Below are 18560 nucleotides of genomic sequence, written 5' to 3'. Positions count from 1 at the left end.
GCCCGTATCAAAAGATACGGGCTTTTTGTTTATAAATATAGGTGGGCGTTATTCGTTCGAAACCATAGACTCTTTACTTTTTGCATTGGTAACACTGGCAATTTTATTATTATCAAAATTCACCTCTTTCTTTACATCACCTTCCCAAAATAACCATTTACCGGTTTTGACGCCATTTTCATAATTTCCCATGGCTATTTTCTGTCCTTTGTCGTTGAACATTTTCCATTCTCCTTCCAACTTTTCATTTAAAAAATACCCTTGTTGAGATACTTCTCCATTAGCGTGAAAATAAGTAGCTTTCACTTTATTTCCTTCCTTTTCAAACTTGGGCTCAACTTGCTGCGCGTTGGCCCCAAAAGAGAAAGCTAGTACGGCTATAATTAATAATTTTTTCATAGTATATATTTTTTATTTGACATCTTCTTAACTTTAATATTACAAATATAGAATTATTTTCTATCGAATCAACGTTTAGGTAACTTTTTGTTTACATTAAATTTACATTGAAATCATTGAACCATTTGTTTTAGCCTAAACTTACTTAACGCAAGAACACTAAAACCACCTATTAAATACATCTTTAATGAAATAGACTTCTTAAATTTGCCCTTTGTTTAAAGTAATTGCTATGTATAGAAGCCATTCCTGCGGGGAATTAAGAGAATCTCATATCGGTCAAAGAGTAACCCTATCCGGTTGGGTAGCAAAAACGCGTGACAAAGGTTTTGTGGTCTGGGTAGATTTACGTGACCGCTACGGTATTACACAATTGGTTTTCGATGCCGACAGAACTTCTCCCGAGCTGTTAGAACAATCTAGGAATTTAGGACGTGAATTTGTTATACAGGTAAAAGGAGAGGTCATAGAGCGCGCTTCTAAAAACGATACTATTCCAACAGGTCAAATAGAGGTTCTAGTCAACGAACTTACAATTTTAAACGAGTCTAAAACTCCTCCGTTCACTATTGAAAACGAAACGGACGGTGGGGAAGATCTTCGTATGAAATATAGGTATTTGGATATCCGTAGAAATCCTGTAAAGAACAACCTCATCTTTAGAAGTAAAGTGGCTATGGAAGTCCGTAAATTTCTATCGGATGAAGGATTTATCGAAGTTGAAACTCCGTATTTAATCAAATCCACCCCTGAAGGCGCCCGTGATTTTGTGGTGCCAAGCCGCATGAACGAAGGTCAGTTCTATGCGCTACCACAATCACCACAGACATTTAAACAACTGCTGATGGTAGGCGGCATGGATAAATATTTTCAAATTGTAAAATGTTTTAGGGACGAAGATCTACGCGCAGATAGACAGCCAGAGTTTACCCAAATTGATTGCGAAATGGCCTTTGTAGAACAGGAGGATATTTTAGCCGTTTTTGAAGGTCTTACCAAGCATTTACTAAAGGCAATCAAAGGTGTTGATGTAGAGAAGTTTCCGAGAATGACCTATGACGATGCCATGGCCAAATATGGTAATGACAAGCCTGATATACGTTTTGGAATGGAATTCGCAGAATTGAACGAAGTGACTCAGCATAAAGAGTTCGGCGTTTTCAACTCGGCCGAATTGGTCGTTGGTATTGCCATACCCGAAGCCTCGGAATATACCCGAAAAGAACTGGATGCCTTAGTCGATTGGGTAAAACGTCCACAAGTTGGTGCCAAAGGAATGGTCTATGTAAAATGCAATGCCGATGGCAGTTTTAAATCTACGGTAGATAAATTCTACGACCAAGAAGATTTAGCAAAATGGGCAGAAGAAACAGGTGCCAAACCAGGAGACCTCATCTGCGTATTATCTGGAGATACCCATAAAACCAGGACGCAATTGAGTGCCTTACGAATGGAAATGGCAACCAGACTTGGGTTAAGAAAATCAAATGAATTCGCTCCTTTATGGGTCGTTGATTTCCCATTATTGGAGTTAGATGAAGAAACCGGTCATTACCATGCCATGCACCACCCCTTCACTTCACCAAAACCAGGACAATTAGAACTATTGGATACGGACCCAGGTGCAGTTCGTGCCAATGCGTATGATTTGGTGTTGAACGGCAATGAAATTGGCGGAGGCTCTATTCGTATTCATGACAAGGAAACCCAATCGACCATGTTCAAACATTTAGGTTTTACACCCGAAGAGGCAAAAGCACAATTTGGATTTTTAATGGATGCTTTTCAATATGGAGCTCCCCCACATGGAGGAATTGCATTTGGGTTAGATAGATTGGTCGCCATTTTAGGCGGACAAGAAACCATTCGTGATTTTATCGCCTTCCCTAAAAACAATAGCGGCCGCGATGTTATGATTGATGCTCCTGCAAAAATTGACGATGCTCAATTAAAGGAACTTAGTTTAAAATTGGATATTCAGCAGTAGTTGATACTTAGGGTAATTTAAACTATAAAAAGGAAGAAGGATAGAAGGCAAAAGCTTCAGTTAAACACTGAAGCTTTTGCCTTTTTTCACATTATTGCATCAAAAAATCTAATATCGTAAACTTCTCATATAAAAAACAATAACGAATGCCATCTCTTTTCTGACAGTTCTTTATACAACATATCGAAATCCAAGACGTTTTCAATAATCATATTATTCAAAATTATTGTAAACAAATACACTATGAAACAAAATTTTACCTTAACAATCACTCTGTTTATAGGCATATTGTCTTTTGCTCAGATACCAAAACTTAAAGAAATACAAAACCTCAAAAATTCTGAAGTAATCATTGGCTTATCAGGAGACGAGGGTTTGGACCAAGATTTAAGAGATATCCTTAATCAGTTTTGGACTATTTCTCCTATTTCCGAAGAATTGCCAATTAGTGAGGCAAGAAAAAAAGCAAAAGAAAGTGACAATATATATGTGATTTATATTGATTCATACACCTCTAGGTCATTTAAAAGATATGTAGGTGATAATTATGCCTTTAGAAATATTTCAACAGGATATTATGTCGGTTTATTCGCTGGTAGCAAAAAAGCGATTATGCCTAGTTATATACCTGTTTTCGAAGACGAATTCACAAAAGAAGTATTGGCACATGGAGTAAGCTATATGCAAGAAATATTTACAATGATGTTAGATAATGAAATAGGCGCAATGAAAACCTTAAAGATTATTAAGGATAATTCAAAGGACTTAAAGGAAAAAACACTCTATATACCAGAATGGTGGATGGATTCTAAATTAACAGATGCAGATATATCTGATCTATATGAAGGGAAATATGAAATAGTTAGCCATTTTGAATGGTCAAGAGCCATTCTGAACAAAACACCAGGTATCGCTTATGCTACTGTAATTCCTGCACCAGTTGGTGGTAAGTTCGTATACCAACATCATATATGTGATGCAGAAACAGGTCGAATTTATGGCATTACTCAACCTAAAGGGGGTGCTTTTGAATTGAATGGTATTAACTTGTCAAAAGCGAATAAAGGTTATGTTACAAAAAAGAATCTAAAGCAATATAATGAAGTTCTTAACGGGAAATAAGAACCTTTACTAATTAAATATTCAACGACTAAAGTCCTATTCTAAAGTAGGACTTTTCTATGTGAAAATATACATCTTATAAAAAATATATTTACCATGACACTTAAATTAACGAATTGAGAATTCAAAAAATTCAAACTACAGCATTCACCCTATTTAATCCTTATTTTATATAAAAGAAAAAACAGAAAAGAAACTCATCAACCTGAAGTCATTGTCAATATTCTTAACATACCTCCACTCTCATTTTAATCATATACAATGATTTTGTATAGATTTATAAGAACTCAAAACCAGAATCATAGGTAGTAATTAATACCTTTGACCTACCTAAGAAAAAGGTCAGCTACATGCCCGATAAAAAGAGAAGTTTTTTTAAACACCTATTGATTTGGCGAGCCAAATATATTTCACAACGCCAATTCATTTACATTTTAAGTATTCTTGTTGGGTTTACTTCCGGGGTAGGTGCGGTTATTCTAAAAAACCTCACTCACTTTTATCAACATTTATTGGAGGGTAACCTAGTTCAATATTATCATCAAGCATTTTATTTTGTTTTTCCCATCATTGGTCTTGCCCTGGTATATTTGGTCAGCACCTATATCATTAGACACAAGGTAAGTCATGGTATTCCATCCACCCTATTCGCCATAGCTAAGCATAAAGGTATCATGCGTAAATATCAAATGTTCGGTTCTATTCTGACCGCACCTCTAACGGTTGGGTTTGGAGGTTCAGTCGGTTTAGAGGGGCCTACGGTAGCCACTGGTTCTGCCATTAGCTCCAATATTTCAAGAATGTTCCATATGAACCAGGCCAATCGTAACCTTCTGATAGGTTGTGCCGCCGCCGGGGCCTTATCCTCTATATTCAAAGCACCCATTGCGGCTATCGTATTTGCAATTGAAGTTTTTAGTTTAGACCTGACCATTGCATCGATGTTGCCCTTGCTATTAGCATCACTATCTGCCATTCTTACTTCTTACTTTTTCTTTGGGTCGGATGTATTATTGCCTTTTAAAATAGAGGATAGTTTCGAAATTGGTGATGTGCCTTTTTTTATGATCTTAGGTCTATTCTCCGGTCTTACTTCTATCTATTTTACAGAAACTTATGAACGTATACAAAAAGTATTCGACAAAATCGGGTCCCCGGTAAAACGGCTTCTATTTGGTGGCATTGCTCTAGGAGTACTGGTATATCTAGTTCCCCCACTCTATGGAGAGGGTTTTGATGTGATCAACAACTTATTGAAAGGTCACCCAGAAGAAGTTTTAAAAAACAATATTTTCAGTTTAGACCTTACCAATATCTGGATCATTATCATGTTGTTGGCAGGACTAGTAATATTCAAGATCATTGCCAGTGCACTCACATTTGGGGCCGGCGGCGTGGGGGGAATTTTCGCTCCCACCTTGTTCATGGGCAGTATTATGGGCAATTGCACAGCAAAGATCATTAACAATATAGGACTCTTCTCTACCAAAGTTTCTGAAAGTAATTTTACGCTGGTAGGTATGGCAGGTCTAATGGCAGGGGTGCTTCATGCTCCTTTAACCGCAATATTTTTAATTGCTGAAGTAACCGGCGGTTACGAACTCTTTATCCCTTTGATGATAACGGCAACATTATCGTTCGCCATCACAAAATTCGTTCACCCACATTCGGTCTACAATATGGAACTTGGCCGTAAGGGAGACCTCATTACCCATGATAAGGACCATGCTGTTTTGACCTTAATGGATATGAAAAAAGTATTGGAAGATAATTTTATAAAACTGTATCCAGAAATGAGTTTAGGGGAAATGGTACATCAAGCGGTTGTAAAATCTAACCGAAATATTTTTCCCGTCGTCAAAAAAGAAACGGGGGCTTTGTTAGGTATAATTTTATTGGATGATATACGACCAATCATGTTCAATCAAGAGATGTATAAAGAAGTTTTTGTGCGGGATATTATGCATGTTCCCCCAGATATTATTGATACAAAAAAAGATAAAATGACCGATATTATGAGAAAATTCCAAGATAGCGGTGCTTGGAATTTACCGGTTATTGAAAATGGGAAATACATTGGTTTTGTATCAAAGTCTAAACTATTGACCGCTTATAGAAGAGAATTAATAAACATCACCAAGTAACATGAAATATTTTATCATCTGTATTGTATTAGCCTCATTTGGCTCCATTATATATGGCTTTTCATTAGAGGAAAGTGCCCTTTCTCACAAGTACATTGGTTTTGGAACCTTAGGATTATTTTTATTGGCCATGCCACTTTTCTTAATAAAAGAGAGTAAAGGCAAAAAACTTAACGATTATATGCTTAACGAAGAGAACATTAGAAAAATGCAAGGAAAAAAACCCGGAAACGCTGAAAATCAAGATACTCCAAAAAAATAATAGGGCAGATTTTAACCAATCAATTCAAAAAAAACTTACATTGGAGTGTTAATTTTTAAATTTCATTACAATGTTTGGTACGGTTAAATTTTATAATGAGTCCAAGGGATATGGATTTATTACCAATGACAAAACGGGAAAGGACATTTTTGTTCATGCCACCGCTCTTCACGGAACGCAAATTAGGGAAGGCGACAAAGTAAGTTACGAAGAAGAACAAGGAAAAAAAGGAATAGTTGCCGGTAAGGTTGAGGTCCTTTAAAAAATATACTTTTTTGCCTAAATCAGAATTACCACGCTAAAGCGTGGTTTTTTATAATACAAAATTGAGGTTTATCTACGCTTTTTTAGAAAAAACTGCTGTAGAAGGTCCGAAGCCTCGCTTTCTAAAATACCTCCTATACTAATCGTTTTTGGATGCAAGGTAGTTCCCATTACTTCATACCCCCGTTGAGGGTCTTTAGCACCGTAGACAATTTTACCGATTTGGCTCCAATATAATGCTCCAGCACACATTTGGCAAGGCTCAAGGGTCACATACAGCGTGCAGTCTCTAAGATACTTTCCCCCTAAAAAATTGGCCGCTGCCGTTATGGCCTGCATTTCTGCATGCGCGGTAACATCATTTAACTTTTCAGTAAGGTTATGTGCCCTTGCAATGATCCTATTTTGTACGACGATTACCGCCCCAACAGGCACCTCATCTTCCAGAAAAGCATATTCTGCTTCTTGAAGGGCCCTTTTCATAAAATAAGCATCATCATAAGGTAAAACCATAGTTTCAAAAATACAATAGTTTCATTTTTAAAAAAGTATTTTTGTTGCTTATGATTAGAGTAATTTGAAAGCAATTCTTGAACATATTAACACACCTGAGGACCTACGGACCTTAAACCCCGAACAATTGGTTAAACTGGCTCAGGAATTACGTCAATTTATTATTGATATCATATCGGTAAAAGAGGGCCATTTGGGTGCAAGTTTAGGTGTGGTCGAGTTGACTATCGCACTGCATTATGTATTCAATACGCCTACCGATAAATTAATATGGGATGTGGGCCATCAAGCATACGGACATAAAATACTAACAGGTAGAAAATCCATATTCGACACGAACAGACAATTGGGGGGCATAAGTGGTTTTCCCAAAATGGAGGAGAGTGTGTATGATGCTTTTGGCACGGGGCATAGTTCGACCTCTATATCGGCATTATTAGGAATGGCTCTTTCGGCCCAGTTAAAGGGATTTGTCCAGAGACAGCACATAGCGGTTATTGGCGATGCATCGATTGCCAGCGGTATGGCTTTTGAAGGGTTAAACCATGCAGGGGTTACCAATGCCAATATTCTAATCGTTCTGAACGATAATGCCATGGGTATCGATCCAAGTGTCGGCGCATTAAAAAAATACCTTACTAACGTGAAAATAGGGACCGCAAAAGAAGAAAACATCTTCGAATGCCTTAATTTCAATTACACGGGTCCCGTTGATGGTCATGACCTACCCCTAGTCATACAAGAATTACAGCGTCTGAAAAAAATGGAGGGACCCAAACTACTGCACATTATAACCACTAAAGGCAAAGGACTTCAAAAAGCAGAAGAAAATCAGGTAACCTATCATGCCCCAGGTAAATTCGATAAACAAACAGGAGAACTTCAAAAGAAGCAATTTATACAAGAAGCACCCAAATTTCAAGATGTATTTGGAAAGACCTTAGTAGAGTTAGCGTTGAAAAATCCAAAAATAGTCGGTATAACCCCGGCGATGCCTACGGGTAGCTCTTTAAAATTCATGATGGATGAACTACCCGACCGGGCGTTTGATGTAGGTATTGCAGAGCAACATGCTGTTACAATGGCTGCAGGAATGGCTGCTGACGGTCTTATTCCTTTTTGCAACATTTATTCCACATTTCTGCAAAGAGCCTATGATCAGGTCATTCACGATGTCGCTCTGCAAAATCTACCCGTAATTTTCTGTTTAGATCGTGCAGGATTGGTCGGGGAAGATGGTCCTACCCACCACGGTGTTTTTGACATCCCCTATTTAAGGTGTATTCCAAACCTTGCTATTTTTTCGCCCCTAAACGAACTTGAACTACGAAATATGATGTATACGGCACAATTAGGACTAGAGCATCCTATTGCCATACGTTATCCTAGAGGCAAAGGAAGTTTAATTGAATGGCTAAAACCAATGAAAAAGTTAAGTATAGGAAAAGGTCAATGTTTAAAAGACGGACAAACCATCGCCATAATCAGCACCGGCCCTATAGGAAATATGGTAAGCGAATTAATTAATGAGATACCCAAACCCGATGCAATAGCACAGTACCATTTCCCGTTCATAAAACCATTGGACCAAACGCTACTCAAGGAAATTTTTGAAAAATTTGACAAAATAATCACTTTAGAAGACGGCTCGGCAACCGGAGGATTTGGTAGTGCCATATTAGAATTTGCAAATAGTATTGAAATCCCTAAAAATATTAAGATATTTGGTGTCCCAGATTGTTTTATAGAGCATGGCCCTACTGAAAAACTATATGAAAAAGCAGGAATAGATAAGATTTCCGTAAAAAAATACGTCCAACAATTTCTATGAGACAAATAGTTTCCCAACACATTAAGAGTTTACTTCCATTACTCCTATTAATCACATTTTGGTCCTATGGCCAAGATTCGATTCCGTCTCCAACTGTTCCAGATAGCACAGCTATCGACAGTGTAGCAATAGATACAATAGTAATTCGAAGAACCGTCAACAAGATTTACCCTCAACGAAAAAATGTAAATCTGAAAATTCCTCCCATTACATTTAACAAGACCAAAACCTTAGAGGAAGGTTTCAAAAGGTTTAGGGTGCCCTCTTTTTGGGAAAAGGAAAACAGTTTTGGAATTAACATGAGCGAAGTAGCGTTCGTAAACTGGAATGCAGGTGGAGATAACGCCGTTAGTGGTCTAGGATTTTTGAAATTGGCAAGAAAATATAAATTCAGCAGTTTTCAATGGGACAATAATATGGAACTGCGTTATGGATTAAATGCACAGGCCGGAAGAAAGTTACGCAAAACGGAGGATGTTATCCGTTACAGTTCAAACCTCGGGTATCGAAGAGATACGATAAGCAATTGGTTCTATTCTGTACAGCTCAACTTTAATTCACAGTTTTCAAACGGGTACAAATATCCTGATCGCGAAACTCCTATTTCTAGATTTATGGCCCCAGGATATCTCCTCTTCGGTGCTGGAACATCTTTTATAACCAAAGACCAAAAATTCAATCTATACCTATCTCCTCTCACACAAAAATCGACGTTTGTTCTTGATCAACGATTGGCAGATAATGGAGCGTTTGGTGTCAAAGCAGCGGTCTTAGATGAAAATGGAAATGTGATCACTCCCGGCGAAAACCACATGATGGAACTTGGTATTTTAATTACGAACAATATAAATTATACCATTGCCACAAACGTTGACGTAAAAAGTCGGTTGAACCTCTACACAGATTACCTGAATGATTTTGGCAATATCGATGTAGACTGGGAAGTCAATTTTAACATGAAAGTGAACAAGTATATAACGACAAGCCTTAGTACACAAATGATATATGATGACGATATCCGTTTTGACATTGTGAAAAATGACAATGGCACTATAGTGAGCCCAGGTGTCCCGAAAATTCAATTCAAACAGGTATTGGGTCTGGGCGTACTTTACAACTTTTAAAGTTGCCTACCTTTAATTTTATTATGAATGTGTACGGCCGCACTATCAGATAAGCTTGCCACATAGCAACAGGTATTCAATAGAATTTCATACAGCGATGTATCCGTGCGTTGATAAAAATCAGGCAGAGTTCGTAGCATGAGTTCATGGTAGTTAGAGGCATTATCATTCTTTTTACCTATTAAGGCATCAATATAAACATCTAGAATATCGGAAATAATGGTATAGCCAGCTATTTCCTTTTCAACGACTTCTTGTGATTGATATATATTATGCACACTTAAACGAATGATATCGTCGATTTGTGCCTTGTAACTACTTTTATCCATCAGTGATACTTCAAACGTTCCATTCAACATATCTTCTTCATGGGTGATGAAGATAGAGACCGCATCTTGTATGAGGGTATTTATGGCCAAAGCTCTTAAATAGCTCAGACGGTCTTGCATATATTCTAAAGAATTATACTTTTTGGTATTTATAGTGTCCTTAACCAGTTTTATAAGGTATTCTAACGCATAATCCTCTGAAATGAGTCCGAGATTAATACCATCTTCGAAATCGATGATGGTATAACAAATATCATCGGCGGCTTCGACCAAAAAAGTCAATGGATGCCTTCCATAAGAGACGCCGCCGTTCGCACTCCTGTTTGGTAAGCCCAGATCTTCAGCCACTTCGCTGAAAATCTCCTTTTCACTTTGGAAAAATCCGAATTTCTTATCGCAAATATGCGCTGTAGGTCTTTTAGGAAGTGATTCTTTGGGGTATTTCATGAATGCACCGAGTGTAGCATAGCTTAAGCGTAATCCACCTAATACCCCTGCCCTGTCTTGTGTCATTAATCGAAAGCCATTGGCATTTCCCTCAAAATCGATGATATCTTGATATTCTACTGCAGTAAGTTGTTCCTTATAGCGCAATCCGTTGCCTGTTTTAAAATACTCCCCAATGGCCTTTTCGCCGCTATGACCAAAAGGTGGATTACCTATATCATGTGCTAAAGCCGCGGCCGCCACTATTGCCCCAATGTCATTGAAAACGTAGCCATGAACTTCTTTTAGGTAGGGATGCTTTTCAATAATTTTCTTTCCGGCCAATCGACCCAAACTTCTCCCCACTACCGAAACCTCCAAACTATGGGTCAACCTTGTATGCACAAAATCTGTTTTGGAGAGTGGAATAACTTGGGTCTTATCCTGTAAACTTCTAAACGCTGAAGAAAAAATGATTCGGTCATAATCTACATCAAACCCTAAACGAGTCTCGTCCTGCTCGTTACGCAATCGTTTATTCTTATCTCCTTGCCTGCGCAAAGAAAGTAATTGTTCCCAATTCATGCTATTCCATTTTGAAGCCTGCAAGATACATTTTTTGATATTTCCTTAAGGGACCTAAAATGGTAAACGATAAATTACACGTCACATAATCTTAACCATTAAAACATAAATTCATAAACCTTAGATAACCTTAACTTAACCTAACGTCGGTTTATTTGCACTTGAAATAAACCGACAAATGAAAAAAGCTTTTTTTCTGTTCTCGCTGATTATTTGTTTCTTTTCTTACGGACAAGAAACCGGCACTATTCAAGGTAAAATATTGGATGGTGAACTTTTTAATGAACCGTTATTAATGGCGACCGTTTCAATAAAGAACACCGACAGTTCTACACACACCAATTTTCGAGGAAATTTTGAGTTCAACGATTTAATTCCCGGGCATTATGATATTATCGTTCAGTTTTTGGGATATGAAGTTATCGAGCTCCCTGTTAATTTAGAGGCCGGGGAAAGCATTGAAATTTTAGAGACCTTACACGCAAAAACCTTGGCGTTGCCTTCAACCGCTGATGTAACCAATGTTGATAAAGCGTGGGTTTTCGCCTCAAGAAAATTTCTTCAAAAGCGATAGAATTCATTTTTACTTTTTTTAGTCGTCAAAAAGGTTGGCTGACCAAAATTATTACACTATCAGTCATTATTCTTCACGTCGTTTAAAACGGTAATTTCAAAAAGAAATTAGTATTTTGACCCATAATTATGAAACGCCGGTTGAATTTGTAATTAACCCAATAAATACCGCTATTTTAACTTCATAACCTTATTTTAACCTGAATGATAATTTATAAGATCATTTTTGTTTTTTATTCAAAACTTTGATGGAAGAAAACATATACTTTTTTATGATTATCGCATTGGCCGTCTTGGCTATAACTGACTTAATAGTAGGTGTCAGTAACGATGCGGTTAATTTTTTAAATTCTGCGATAGGGTCCAAAGCCATTTCCTTTAAAACCATAATGATCGTTGCCAGTATTGGAATCGCTTTTGGCGCCGTTTCCTCAAGTGGTATGATGGAAGTTGCCCGAAAAGGAATATTTAATCCGTCAGAATTTGTGTTCGCAGAAATCATGATCGTTTTCATGGCGGTAATGATTACCGATATTTTACTTCTAGACTTTTTCAACACCCTGGGCATGCCTACTTCTACGACGGTTTCGATCGTATTTGAATTATTAGGAGCGGCAGTAGCGATTTCATTGGTTAAGATTTACGCAGGTGATGGTAATTTTACACACTTGATAAATTATATAAACACCGATAAAGCGAGTGAGATCATTATGGGAATACTACTTTCGGTAGCCATCGCTTTTACCATTGGTGCCTTGGTACAATTTATAACCAGAATTCTCTTATCGTTTAAGTTTGAAGAAAAACCTAAATGGGTCGGGGCTATTTTCGGGGGTCTTGCCATAACCGGAATCGTTTATTTCATCATCGTAAAAGGACTGAAAGGAACCTCCATACTAAGTCCAAATGCCACCCAATTAATTTCAGAAAATCCAGAACTTTTCATACTGATCAACATAGGGGTTTGGTTTATACTGTCATGGTTGGTCACACGTTTTTTGAAATGGGATATCTATGTGATCATTATCGTTATAGGCACTTTTGCCCTTGCGATGGCCTTTGCCGGAAACGATTTGGTGAATTTCATTGGGGTACCCCTAGCTGCATACGAATCTTTTGTGAGTTGGTCCAATTCAGGACAATTAGCCGCTGATTATAACATGAAAGGATTAGCCGTAGCCGTGCAGACCCCAACATATCTTTTATTGGCATCAGGGGTGGTCATGGTATTAACACTTTGGTTTTCCTCTAAGGCAAAGAGTGTGGTAAAAACAAGCGTCGACCTTTCTAGACAAGATGAAGGGGATGAGCGTTTTGAACCTAACTTTTTATCGAGACAAATTGTAAAATATTCCATAAAAGCTTCCGAAAATCTAAACGGACTTATTCCGAACGGTCTTAAAAAAAGAATTGACAAACAATTCGAAAAACCCCATGCCTATATTACTAAAGCAAAAGTGAAAGATCAACCTGCTTTTGATTTGATACGGGCTTCTGTAAACCTTATGGTGGCCAGTGTATTGATTTCAATGGCTACCTCCTTAAAACTACCGTTATCGACCACGTACGTTACTTTTATGGTGGCAATGGGTAGTTCACTGGCCGATCGTGCTTGGGGATCCGAAAGTGCAGTGTACAGAGTCGCTGGCGTTCTTAATGTAATTGGAGGATGGTTCTTTACCGCTATCATTGCTTTCTTGGCTGCAGCGACAATTGCTTACATCATTCACGTAGGTGGAATCTACGCCATTAGCATACTACTTTTATTGGCCTTTTTCTTAATTGGCAAAAATTACATTTCACACACCAAAAAATTAAAGGAATCTAAAGAGGAAGAAAAGTTGGAACGTGCGGAAAGCAGCTCCGTTCAAGGGGTTATTGAAGAAAGTGCAAAGAACATCGCCAATGTAGTCAAAAGAACCAACAAGATTTATTCCAATACTATAAACGGTTTGGCAAAACAGGATTTAAGTCTTCTTAAAAAGAATAAGAAGCAGGGAAGCAAATTATCTTCTGAAATTGAAGATTTGCGCAATCATACCTTCTATTTTATTAAAAATTTGGATGAAGCACATATCGGTGCAAGTAATTTTTACATCAATGCCATGGGGCATTTAACCGATATTTCCCAGTCATTAGATTATATTGGTAAGGTTAGTCACAAACATGTCAACAACAATCACAAGAAATTAAAGTACAACCAAATCAAGGAACTGAAGCAAATCGACTATAAACTTGCGGAAATTCTGAACAATACACAAACCGCCTTTGAAGAACGGTCTTTTGAAAAAATTGGAAACATCCTTAACAATAAGCAAGAATTATACGATTTGGTTTCGCAGAAAATAGAACTACAAGTTGAACGTACCCGTACTGAAGAATCAAGTCCGAAAAACACTACACTGTACTTTACTATTTTACTGGAAACAAGAGATTTGATGACCGCTACCATGAATCTTCTTGAGCAATACTATAAAGAGTATGACGGCAAAATTGCCCCTGCCCGGTTAGATTAACGCACCTTGACATGAAATACTATTTTCTGACCTTGTTTCTTGTCCTGAGTTATTTTACTCAAGCACAGAATATATCCGGCACAGAATTACTTGAACGTGCTATTTCCTTTCATGATCCCGAGGGGAATTGGAAATCGTTTAAAGGAAAAATGTTGGTTGAAATGGAAACGCCCAATAGTAGTTTGCGCAGAACCGTCATACAGATGGATTTGCTTTCTAACTATTTTAAGTCGACCGTCACAAAAGATAGTTATACCATAGAATCTGAATTGGACAAAGGAGAATGTACCTTGAAATTAAATGGAAGCACAGCCATAATCCCAAAAATCAAGGACAGTTTAAAAATAACCTGTGACCGTGCCAAAATGTTGAAGAATTACTATACTTATCTTTATGGTCTACCCATGAAATTAAAGGACCCCGGTACACTAATAGATTCTAAAGTAACAACCAAAACGTTTAAAGGAAAAGAATATTTAGTTCTTAAAGCAGGGTATGATAAGGAAGTTGGATCCGATACCTGGTATTTTTACTTCGACCCAAAAACTTATGCCATGGAAGTTTATCGGTTCTTCCATGATGAAAGCAAAAATGATGGGGAATACATTCTACTCTCTGAACTGACCCATGTAGATGGTATGAATATTCCTAAGGTACGGGCTTGGTATTACAATAAGGACAACACGTATTTAGGCACGGATATTTTGCAAAAAATGACCGCCATACCCTAACGGTAAAAATTCATTTCATCCATATAGGTCCAGACTTCCGAGGGCAACATAGGTTTTATATTTTTCCCTTTTTTGTGTTCCTTTCTAATAAAGGTAGATGAGATTTCAATGATGGGGGCATCAACATACTGAATCTTTTCATGACCTTGAAATTGATGGTTTATTGCACCTTCTGCAATTCTCGGATATACATAGATATCGTAGTTCTCCAAAATGGTATCGTAGTTCTTCCATTTATGGAAACTTTTTAAATTGTCTTCCCCCATTATTAGTGAAAAGCTATGATCCGCAGGATATTTTTCATCTAAATGAACCAGTGTATCTATTGTATAATTCGGTTGTGGCAACTCAAACTCAATTCTACTAGGGCTCAATTTTGGATACTCTTTAGTCGCTTCATAAACCATCGCATATCTGTGATGATTATCTAAAAGGGTTTTTTTGACCTTAAAAGGGCTTTGCGGTGTGACCACAAACCAAACCTCATCTAAATCTGAAAACTCCACGAGGTGATTCGCAATGATTAAATGGCCAACATGAATAGGGTTAAAGGTTCCGAAATAAAGACCAACCTTTTTCATATATGCTATTCCTTTTCGGTTCCAATAAATGCAGCTACTAGGTCCACCGCTTCTTTAAGGGCCGTATCCAAATCATAATTCTTGATAATTCTGTCAAATTGCGGAGCTGTGGCCAATTCTACGGAAGCTTTGGCGATGCGCATATTGATCTTATCATCGCTTTCAGTACTGCGCTTCTTCAATCGAATCTTTAACTCGTCAACACTCGGTGGTTTAACGAAAACGGCCAAGGTACGTTCTGGAAATTTCTTTTTTATGCGAAGTCCTCCCACCACATCAATATCAAAAATAACATTCTTGCCTTCGGCCCACAGTCGCTCCACCTCACTTTTTAGCGTACCATAAAAATTATCACGATAAACTTCTTCCCACTCCAAAAAATCATCGTTTTTTATATGATTTTTAAACTCTGAGACCGACATGAAATAATAATGCTCCTTATTCTTCTCTTTTCCCCGTCGTGGTCTGGATGTTGCTGATACGGAAAAAGCCAAATTCAGTTCAGGTTGGGCCAACAGATGTCTCACAATTGTTGTTTTTCCACTTCCGGAAGGTGCAGAAAAAATAATAAGTTTTCCCCCTTTCATTTATAGCACATTTAACATTTGTTCCTTAATCTTTTCAAGCTCATCTTTCATTTGAACCACTAATTGTTGCATTGGGGCATAATTTGCTTTTGAACCAATGGTATTGATTTCTCGTCCTATTTCCTGAGATATAAAACCTAGCTTTTTACCGTTACTGTCTTCAGACTTTAACGTTCTAGCAAAATAGTCCAAGTGGTTGGCCAACCGCACCTTCTCCTCAGTGATATCGTATTTTTCTAAATAATAAATAAGTTCCTGTTCAAACCGATTGGCGTCTATATCAGCTTTTATTTCCTGTACCGCCTTTTCCAAACGCTCCCTAATTGTACCTTGACGTTCTGGATCGATTTTAACAACCTCAGCCAATAATTGTTCTAAGGCAACTATTCTCTCTATAAAGTCCTGTTCTAGAACACTTCCTTCTTCAGACCTGAACCTATTGATTTCTACCAAGGCTCCTTCAAGAGCAATTAATATAGCCTCGTATTCCTCTTCATCAATATCCTCTTTTGCTGTTTTCATAGCATCTGGGAATCGAAGTGCCATTTCTAATAACCTCAGATCATCACCAGTAGCTATATTTTTTAGCTGGCCCATGTACTGTTTCACAGCAACTTCGTTCACTTGAGAAGTAGTTTCATCTCCTGTAATTTCAACATAGAGACTGAAATCTACTTTGCCACGCTCTAATGAACTTGCTATCAATTTTCTTAGTTCCAACTCCTTTTCGCGATAATTAGAGGGCATACGTGCATTTAAATCGATACTCTTACTATTCAAGGACTTTATTTCTACCGTAATTTTTTTGTTGGGCAATTGAACTACATGCTTACCAAAACCGGTCATGGATTGGATCATAAATATATTTTAAATTTTCACAAAGGTACGGTAATTGTAAAATTATGATTTCATCACATACCCAAGCTATTAAAAAAAGGAGTAAACAAGAATTAATTCTTATTTACTCCAAAATAATACAATTTCAAATGCCAAATCTATAGTTCTCTCACCCAGATATTCCTATAGCTTACACGACTATCATCTCCATGATCCTGCAACAATAATGGGCCCTTACCATGAGGTGGATTTTTTGGCCACCCAATATAAGGAGTAGTCCCTTTTATTTCGACATGATCCTGCACCAAAACCCCGTTATGGATAACAGTTATATCTCCCGATTTTATTTTACCTCCATCTACATTAAATTCCGGGGCGTGGTAAATAATATCATACGTATTCCATTCTCCCGTTGGAACGGAAGCCATGGCCAATGGCACATGTTGCTTGTAAATAGACCCCACCTGACCGTTCACATAGGTAGGATTATCGTTTTGGTCCAAAACCTGTACTTCATAAATACCATCGAGGAAAATACCACTATTTGCCCTATGCTGTCCTTCTAACTGTACTGGTAGTGGAGATTTCCATTCAATGTGCAACTGCACATCTCCAAAATTTTGCTTGGTCTGTATATTTCCTGTTTTATCGTTTACGGTCATACTACCATCTTTGTTCAAATGCCATTGTGCGGCAGTACTATCGACTGAACTGATCCAATTATCCAAACTGGTACCGTCAAAAAGTACGATAGCGTCGCTTGGCGGGGCGCCCATAGCGCCAGGCTTTACCACAGGCACCTTTGGCTCATAAAATTCGGTTTCCTCAGGTGTTGTTGGTTCCGTCCCTGAATATTCCTCGTATACGATGACACTATCATTTTTTATTTCAGTACCACCTTCCAAAGGGTCTACTTTCACCTTTTCTTGACAGGAAACCGCCATAATCGATACCGCCATTGCCGTTAAAAAAAATCCATTTTTCATTTTATCTGTTGATTAAAGTTGTTTGATTTTTATATTCTTAAATGAAACCACGTTATGATGATCCTGAAGGCCAATCTTACCCGTTGTAAATTTCCCAAAACCTTCCCAACCAGCAAATTTGGAATCGGCAACCATGGCATCCCATTTCTCATTTGACAAGGGGAAAGTCACTACTTCCACTCCATTCAACATTACACTACCCTTATGTTCCTTATGGTTTACCGTTATGACCATGGTGTTCCAATCCCCAACCGGATTGGTCACATCTTTTACAGGAGCCACCATATCATATAAGGCCCCAGATTGATGGGTGGTACCCGCTTTAGCGTCCGGGTGCTTTTCATTATCCAAAATTTGTACTTCAGGACCTGTTTGGTAACCTGTACGATACATGGAATCTTCCTTTACACCCCAAAAAACACCACTGTTTCCAGCTTCTGATATTTTCCAGTCCAGTGACAGAACAAAATCTGTATAATCTTTTCTTGTGACGAGGTCGTGGTTCTTTTTCTCCCCACCTTCACCTGGCGGTGTGTAAACCAAAGCTTCACCTTCTATTTTCCAAACATCGCTTACAGAATCACTTTTAAATTCTTTCCATTTATCTAACGAAGTACCATCGAACAAAACTTCCCAATCATTTTTAGGAACCTCAATTTCCGCAACCGCTTCTTCTTTAGTTTCTTTTTTTTTCTCTTTACAGGAAATAATAAAACCTAACAACGCAACACCAATAATTATTTTTTTCATAATTCTATTTATA

At 37.8% G+C, this 18560-nt stretch carries 18 protein-coding genes; 10 read left to right on the top strand and 8 right to left on the bottom strand.

Annotation, left to right across the window (positions count from 1 at the left end; translation table 11 throughout):
* Positions 1–48: 48 nt before the first annotated feature.
* Positions 49–399: a toxin-antitoxin system YwqK family antitoxin gene (locus tag ACNR9Q_RS04460; protein WP_419213409.1), complete on the bottom strand. Its 351-nt coding sequence runs from the start codon at positions 397–399 to the stop codon at positions 49–51.
* A 232-nt stretch (positions 400–631) separates the two neighbouring features.
* Here ACNR9Q_RS04460 and aspS point away from each other — a divergent pair, with 232 nt between their 5' ends.
* From aspS to ACNR9Q_RS04435, 5 genes are all read left to right on the top strand, one after another.
* Complete coding sequence (gene aspS / locus ACNR9Q_RS04455) at positions 632–2386, top strand: aspartate--tRNA ligase (RefSeq protein ID WP_419213408.1); 1755 nt, start codon at positions 632–634, stop codon at positions 2384–2386.
* Between the two features lie 243 nt (positions 2387–2629).
* Entirely contained in the window at positions 2630–3508 is an 879-nt protein-coding gene (locus ACNR9Q_RS04450) for a hypothetical protein (protein WP_419213407.1), read from the top strand.
* 350 nt (positions 3509–3858) lie between these two features.
* Positions 3859–5652 carry a chloride channel protein gene (locus ACNR9Q_RS04445; RefSeq protein WP_419213406.1) on the top strand — a complete coding sequence of 598 codons (1794 nt, stop codon included), beginning with the start codon at positions 3859–3861 and terminating at the stop codon, positions 5650–5652.
* A 1-nt stretch (position 5653) separates the two neighbouring features.
* Positions 5654–5914 (top strand): hypothetical protein, encoded by a 261-nt coding sequence (locus ACNR9Q_RS04440; RefSeq protein WP_419213405.1) that lies wholly within the window; start codon positions 5654–5656, stop codon positions 5912–5914.
* Between the two features lie 70 nt (positions 5915–5984).
* Positions 5985–6176 carry a cold-shock protein gene (locus ACNR9Q_RS04435; RefSeq protein ID WP_419213404.1) on the top strand — a complete coding sequence of 64 codons (192 nt, stop codon included), beginning with the start codon at positions 5985–5987 and terminating at the stop codon, positions 6174–6176.
* A gap of 71 nt (positions 6177–6247) precedes the next feature.
* Here the strand turns inward: ACNR9Q_RS04435 and ACNR9Q_RS04430 are convergent, their stop codons facing one another.
* Positions 6248–6691, bottom strand: coding sequence for a nucleoside deaminase (locus tag ACNR9Q_RS04430; RefSeq protein WP_419213403.1), 444 nt, complete (start codon positions 6689–6691; stop codon positions 6248–6250).
* Between the two features lie 64 nt (positions 6692–6755).
* Between ACNR9Q_RS04430 and ACNR9Q_RS04425 the strand changes: the two genes are divergently transcribed.
* Positions 6756–8522, top strand: a complete 1767-nt coding sequence (locus ACNR9Q_RS04425) for a 1-deoxy-D-xylulose-5-phosphate synthase (RefSeq protein ID WP_419213402.1) — start codon at positions 6756–6758, stop codon at positions 8520–8522.
* On the top strand, positions 8519–9646 hold the full coding sequence (locus ACNR9Q_RS04420; RefSeq protein WP_419213401.1) for a DUF3078 domain-containing protein: 1128 nt from the start codon (positions 8519–8521) through the stop codon (positions 9644–9646). Before ACNR9Q_RS04425 ends, ACNR9Q_RS04420 begins: the two co-directional genes overlap by 4 nt.
* Here the strand turns inward: ACNR9Q_RS04420 and ACNR9Q_RS04415 are convergent.
* A complete protein-coding gene (locus ACNR9Q_RS04415) occupies positions 9643–10986 on the bottom strand; it encodes a deoxyguanosinetriphosphate triphosphohydrolase (RefSeq protein ID WP_419213400.1) in 1344 nt (447 codons plus the stop codon). The two genes, ACNR9Q_RS04420 and ACNR9Q_RS04415, sit on opposite strands and share 4 nt — an antisense overlap.
* Positions 10987–11164: 178 nt before the next feature.
* Between ACNR9Q_RS04415 and ACNR9Q_RS04410 the strand changes: the two genes are divergently transcribed.
* From ACNR9Q_RS04410 to ACNR9Q_RS04400, 3 genes are all read left to right on the top strand, one after another.
* Positions 11165–11560: a carboxypeptidase-like regulatory domain-containing protein gene (locus ACNR9Q_RS04410; protein WP_419213399.1), complete on the top strand. Its 396-nt coding sequence runs from the start codon at positions 11165–11167 to the stop codon at positions 11558–11560.
* A 247-nt stretch (positions 11561–11807) separates the two neighbouring features.
* Entirely contained in the window at positions 11808–14075 is a 2268-nt protein-coding gene (locus tag ACNR9Q_RS04405) for an anion permease (RefSeq protein ID WP_419213398.1), read from the top strand.
* Positions 14076–14086: 11 nt separating this feature from the next.
* Entirely contained in the window at positions 14087–14806 is a 720-nt protein-coding gene (locus ACNR9Q_RS04400; protein WP_419213397.1) for a DUF6503 family protein, read from the top strand.
* Here the strand turns inward: ACNR9Q_RS04400 and nadD are convergent.
* The 5 genes from nadD to ACNR9Q_RS04375 form a co-directional block, all read right to left on the bottom strand.
* Entirely contained in the window at positions 14803–15387 is a 585-nt protein-coding gene (nadD, locus tag ACNR9Q_RS04395) for a nicotinate (nicotinamide) nucleotide adenylyltransferase (protein ID WP_419213396.1), read from the bottom strand. The two genes, ACNR9Q_RS04400 and nadD, sit on opposite strands and share 4 nt — an antisense overlap.
* Positions 15388–15392: 5 nt before the next feature.
* Positions 15393–15974: a guanylate kinase gene (gene gmk / locus ACNR9Q_RS04390; protein WP_419213395.1), complete on the bottom strand. Its 582-nt coding sequence runs from the start codon at positions 15972–15974 to the stop codon at positions 15393–15395.
* The gene (locus ACNR9Q_RS04385) at positions 15975–16832 is read right to left on the bottom strand and encodes a YicC/YloC family endoribonuclease (protein WP_419213394.1); all 858 of its coding nucleotides are present in this window, start codon (positions 16830–16832) and stop codon (positions 15975–15977) included.
* 137 nt (positions 16833–16969) lie between these two features.
* Entirely contained in the window at positions 16970–17797 is an 828-nt protein-coding gene (locus ACNR9Q_RS04380; protein ID WP_419213393.1) for a 3-keto-disaccharide hydrolase, read from the bottom strand.
* A gap of 12 nt (positions 17798–17809) precedes the next feature.
* Positions 17810–18547 (bottom strand): 3-keto-disaccharide hydrolase, encoded by a 738-nt coding sequence (locus ACNR9Q_RS04375; protein ID WP_419213392.1) that lies wholly within the window; start codon positions 18545–18547, stop codon positions 17810–17812.
* Between the last annotated feature and the right edge of the window lie 13 nt (positions 18548–18560).

It is taken from the genome of Maribacter sp. X9, from assembly GCF_048537565.1.
In the GTDB taxonomy this organism is placed as follows: Bacteria; Bacteroidota; Bacteroidia; order Flavobacteriales; family Flavobacteriaceae; genus Maribacter.
Note: the sequence above shows the minus strand (reverse complement) of the source record. Positions and strands in the feature narration are given on the sequence as shown.

Coding starts and splice junctions, on each gene's coding strand:
- nadD (WP_419213396.1), bottom strand. CDS start 15,387: ATGAAAAAGGTTGGTCTTTATTTCGGAACCTTTAACCCTATTCATGTT.
- ACNR9Q_RS04415 (WP_419213400.1), bottom strand. CDS start 10,986: ATGAATTGGGAACAATTACTTTCTTTGCGCAGGCAAGGAGATAAGAAT.
- aspS (WP_419213408.1), top strand. CDS start 632: ATGTATAGAAGCCATTCCTGCGGGGAATTAAGAGAATCTCATATCGGT.
- ACNR9Q_RS04385 (WP_419213394.1), bottom strand. CDS start 16,832: ATGATCCAATCCATGACCGGTTTTGGTAAGCATGTAGTTCAATTGCCC.
- ACNR9Q_RS04440 (WP_419213405.1), top strand. CDS start 5,654: ATGAAATATTTTATCATCTGTATTGTATTAGCCTCATTTGGCTCCATT.
- ACNR9Q_RS04450 (WP_419213407.1), top strand. CDS start 2,630: ATGAAACAAAATTTTACCTTAACAATCACTCTGTTTATAGGCATATTG.
- gmk (WP_419213395.1), bottom strand. CDS start 15,974: ATGAAAGGGGGAAAACTTATTATTTTTTCTGCACCTTCCGGAAGTGGA.
- ACNR9Q_RS04445 (WP_419213406.1), top strand. CDS start 3,859: ATGCCCGATAAAAAGAGAAGTTTTTTTAAACACCTATTGATTTGGCGA.
- ACNR9Q_RS04410 (WP_419213399.1), top strand. CDS start 11,165: ATGAAAAAAGCTTTTTTTCTGTTCTCGCTGATTATTTGTTTCTTTTCT.
- ACNR9Q_RS04435 (WP_419213404.1), top strand. CDS start 5,985: ATGTTTGGTACGGTTAAATTTTATAATGAGTCCAAGGGATATGGATTT.
- ACNR9Q_RS04460 (WP_419213409.1), bottom strand. CDS start 399: ATGAAAAAATTATTAATTATAGCCGTACTAGCTTTCTCTTTTGGGGCC.
- ACNR9Q_RS04405 (WP_419213398.1), top strand. CDS start 11,808: ATGGAAGAAAACATATACTTTTTTATGATTATCGCATTGGCCGTCTTG.
- ACNR9Q_RS04380 (WP_419213393.1), bottom strand. CDS start 17,797: ATGAAAAATGGATTTTTTTTAACGGCAATGGCGGTATCGATTATGGCG.
- ACNR9Q_RS04400 (WP_419213397.1), top strand. CDS start 14,087: ATGAAATACTATTTTCTGACCTTGTTTCTTGTCCTGAGTTATTTTACT.
- ACNR9Q_RS04420 (WP_419213401.1), top strand. CDS start 8,519: ATGAGACAAATAGTTTCCCAACACATTAAGAGTTTACTTCCATTACTC.
- ACNR9Q_RS04375 (WP_419213392.1), bottom strand. CDS start 18,547: ATGAAAAAAATAATTATTGGTGTTGCGTTGTTAGGTTTTATTATTTCC.
- ACNR9Q_RS04430 (WP_419213403.1), bottom strand. CDS start 6,691: ATGGTTTTACCTTATGATGATGCTTATTTTATGAAAAGGGCCCTTCAA.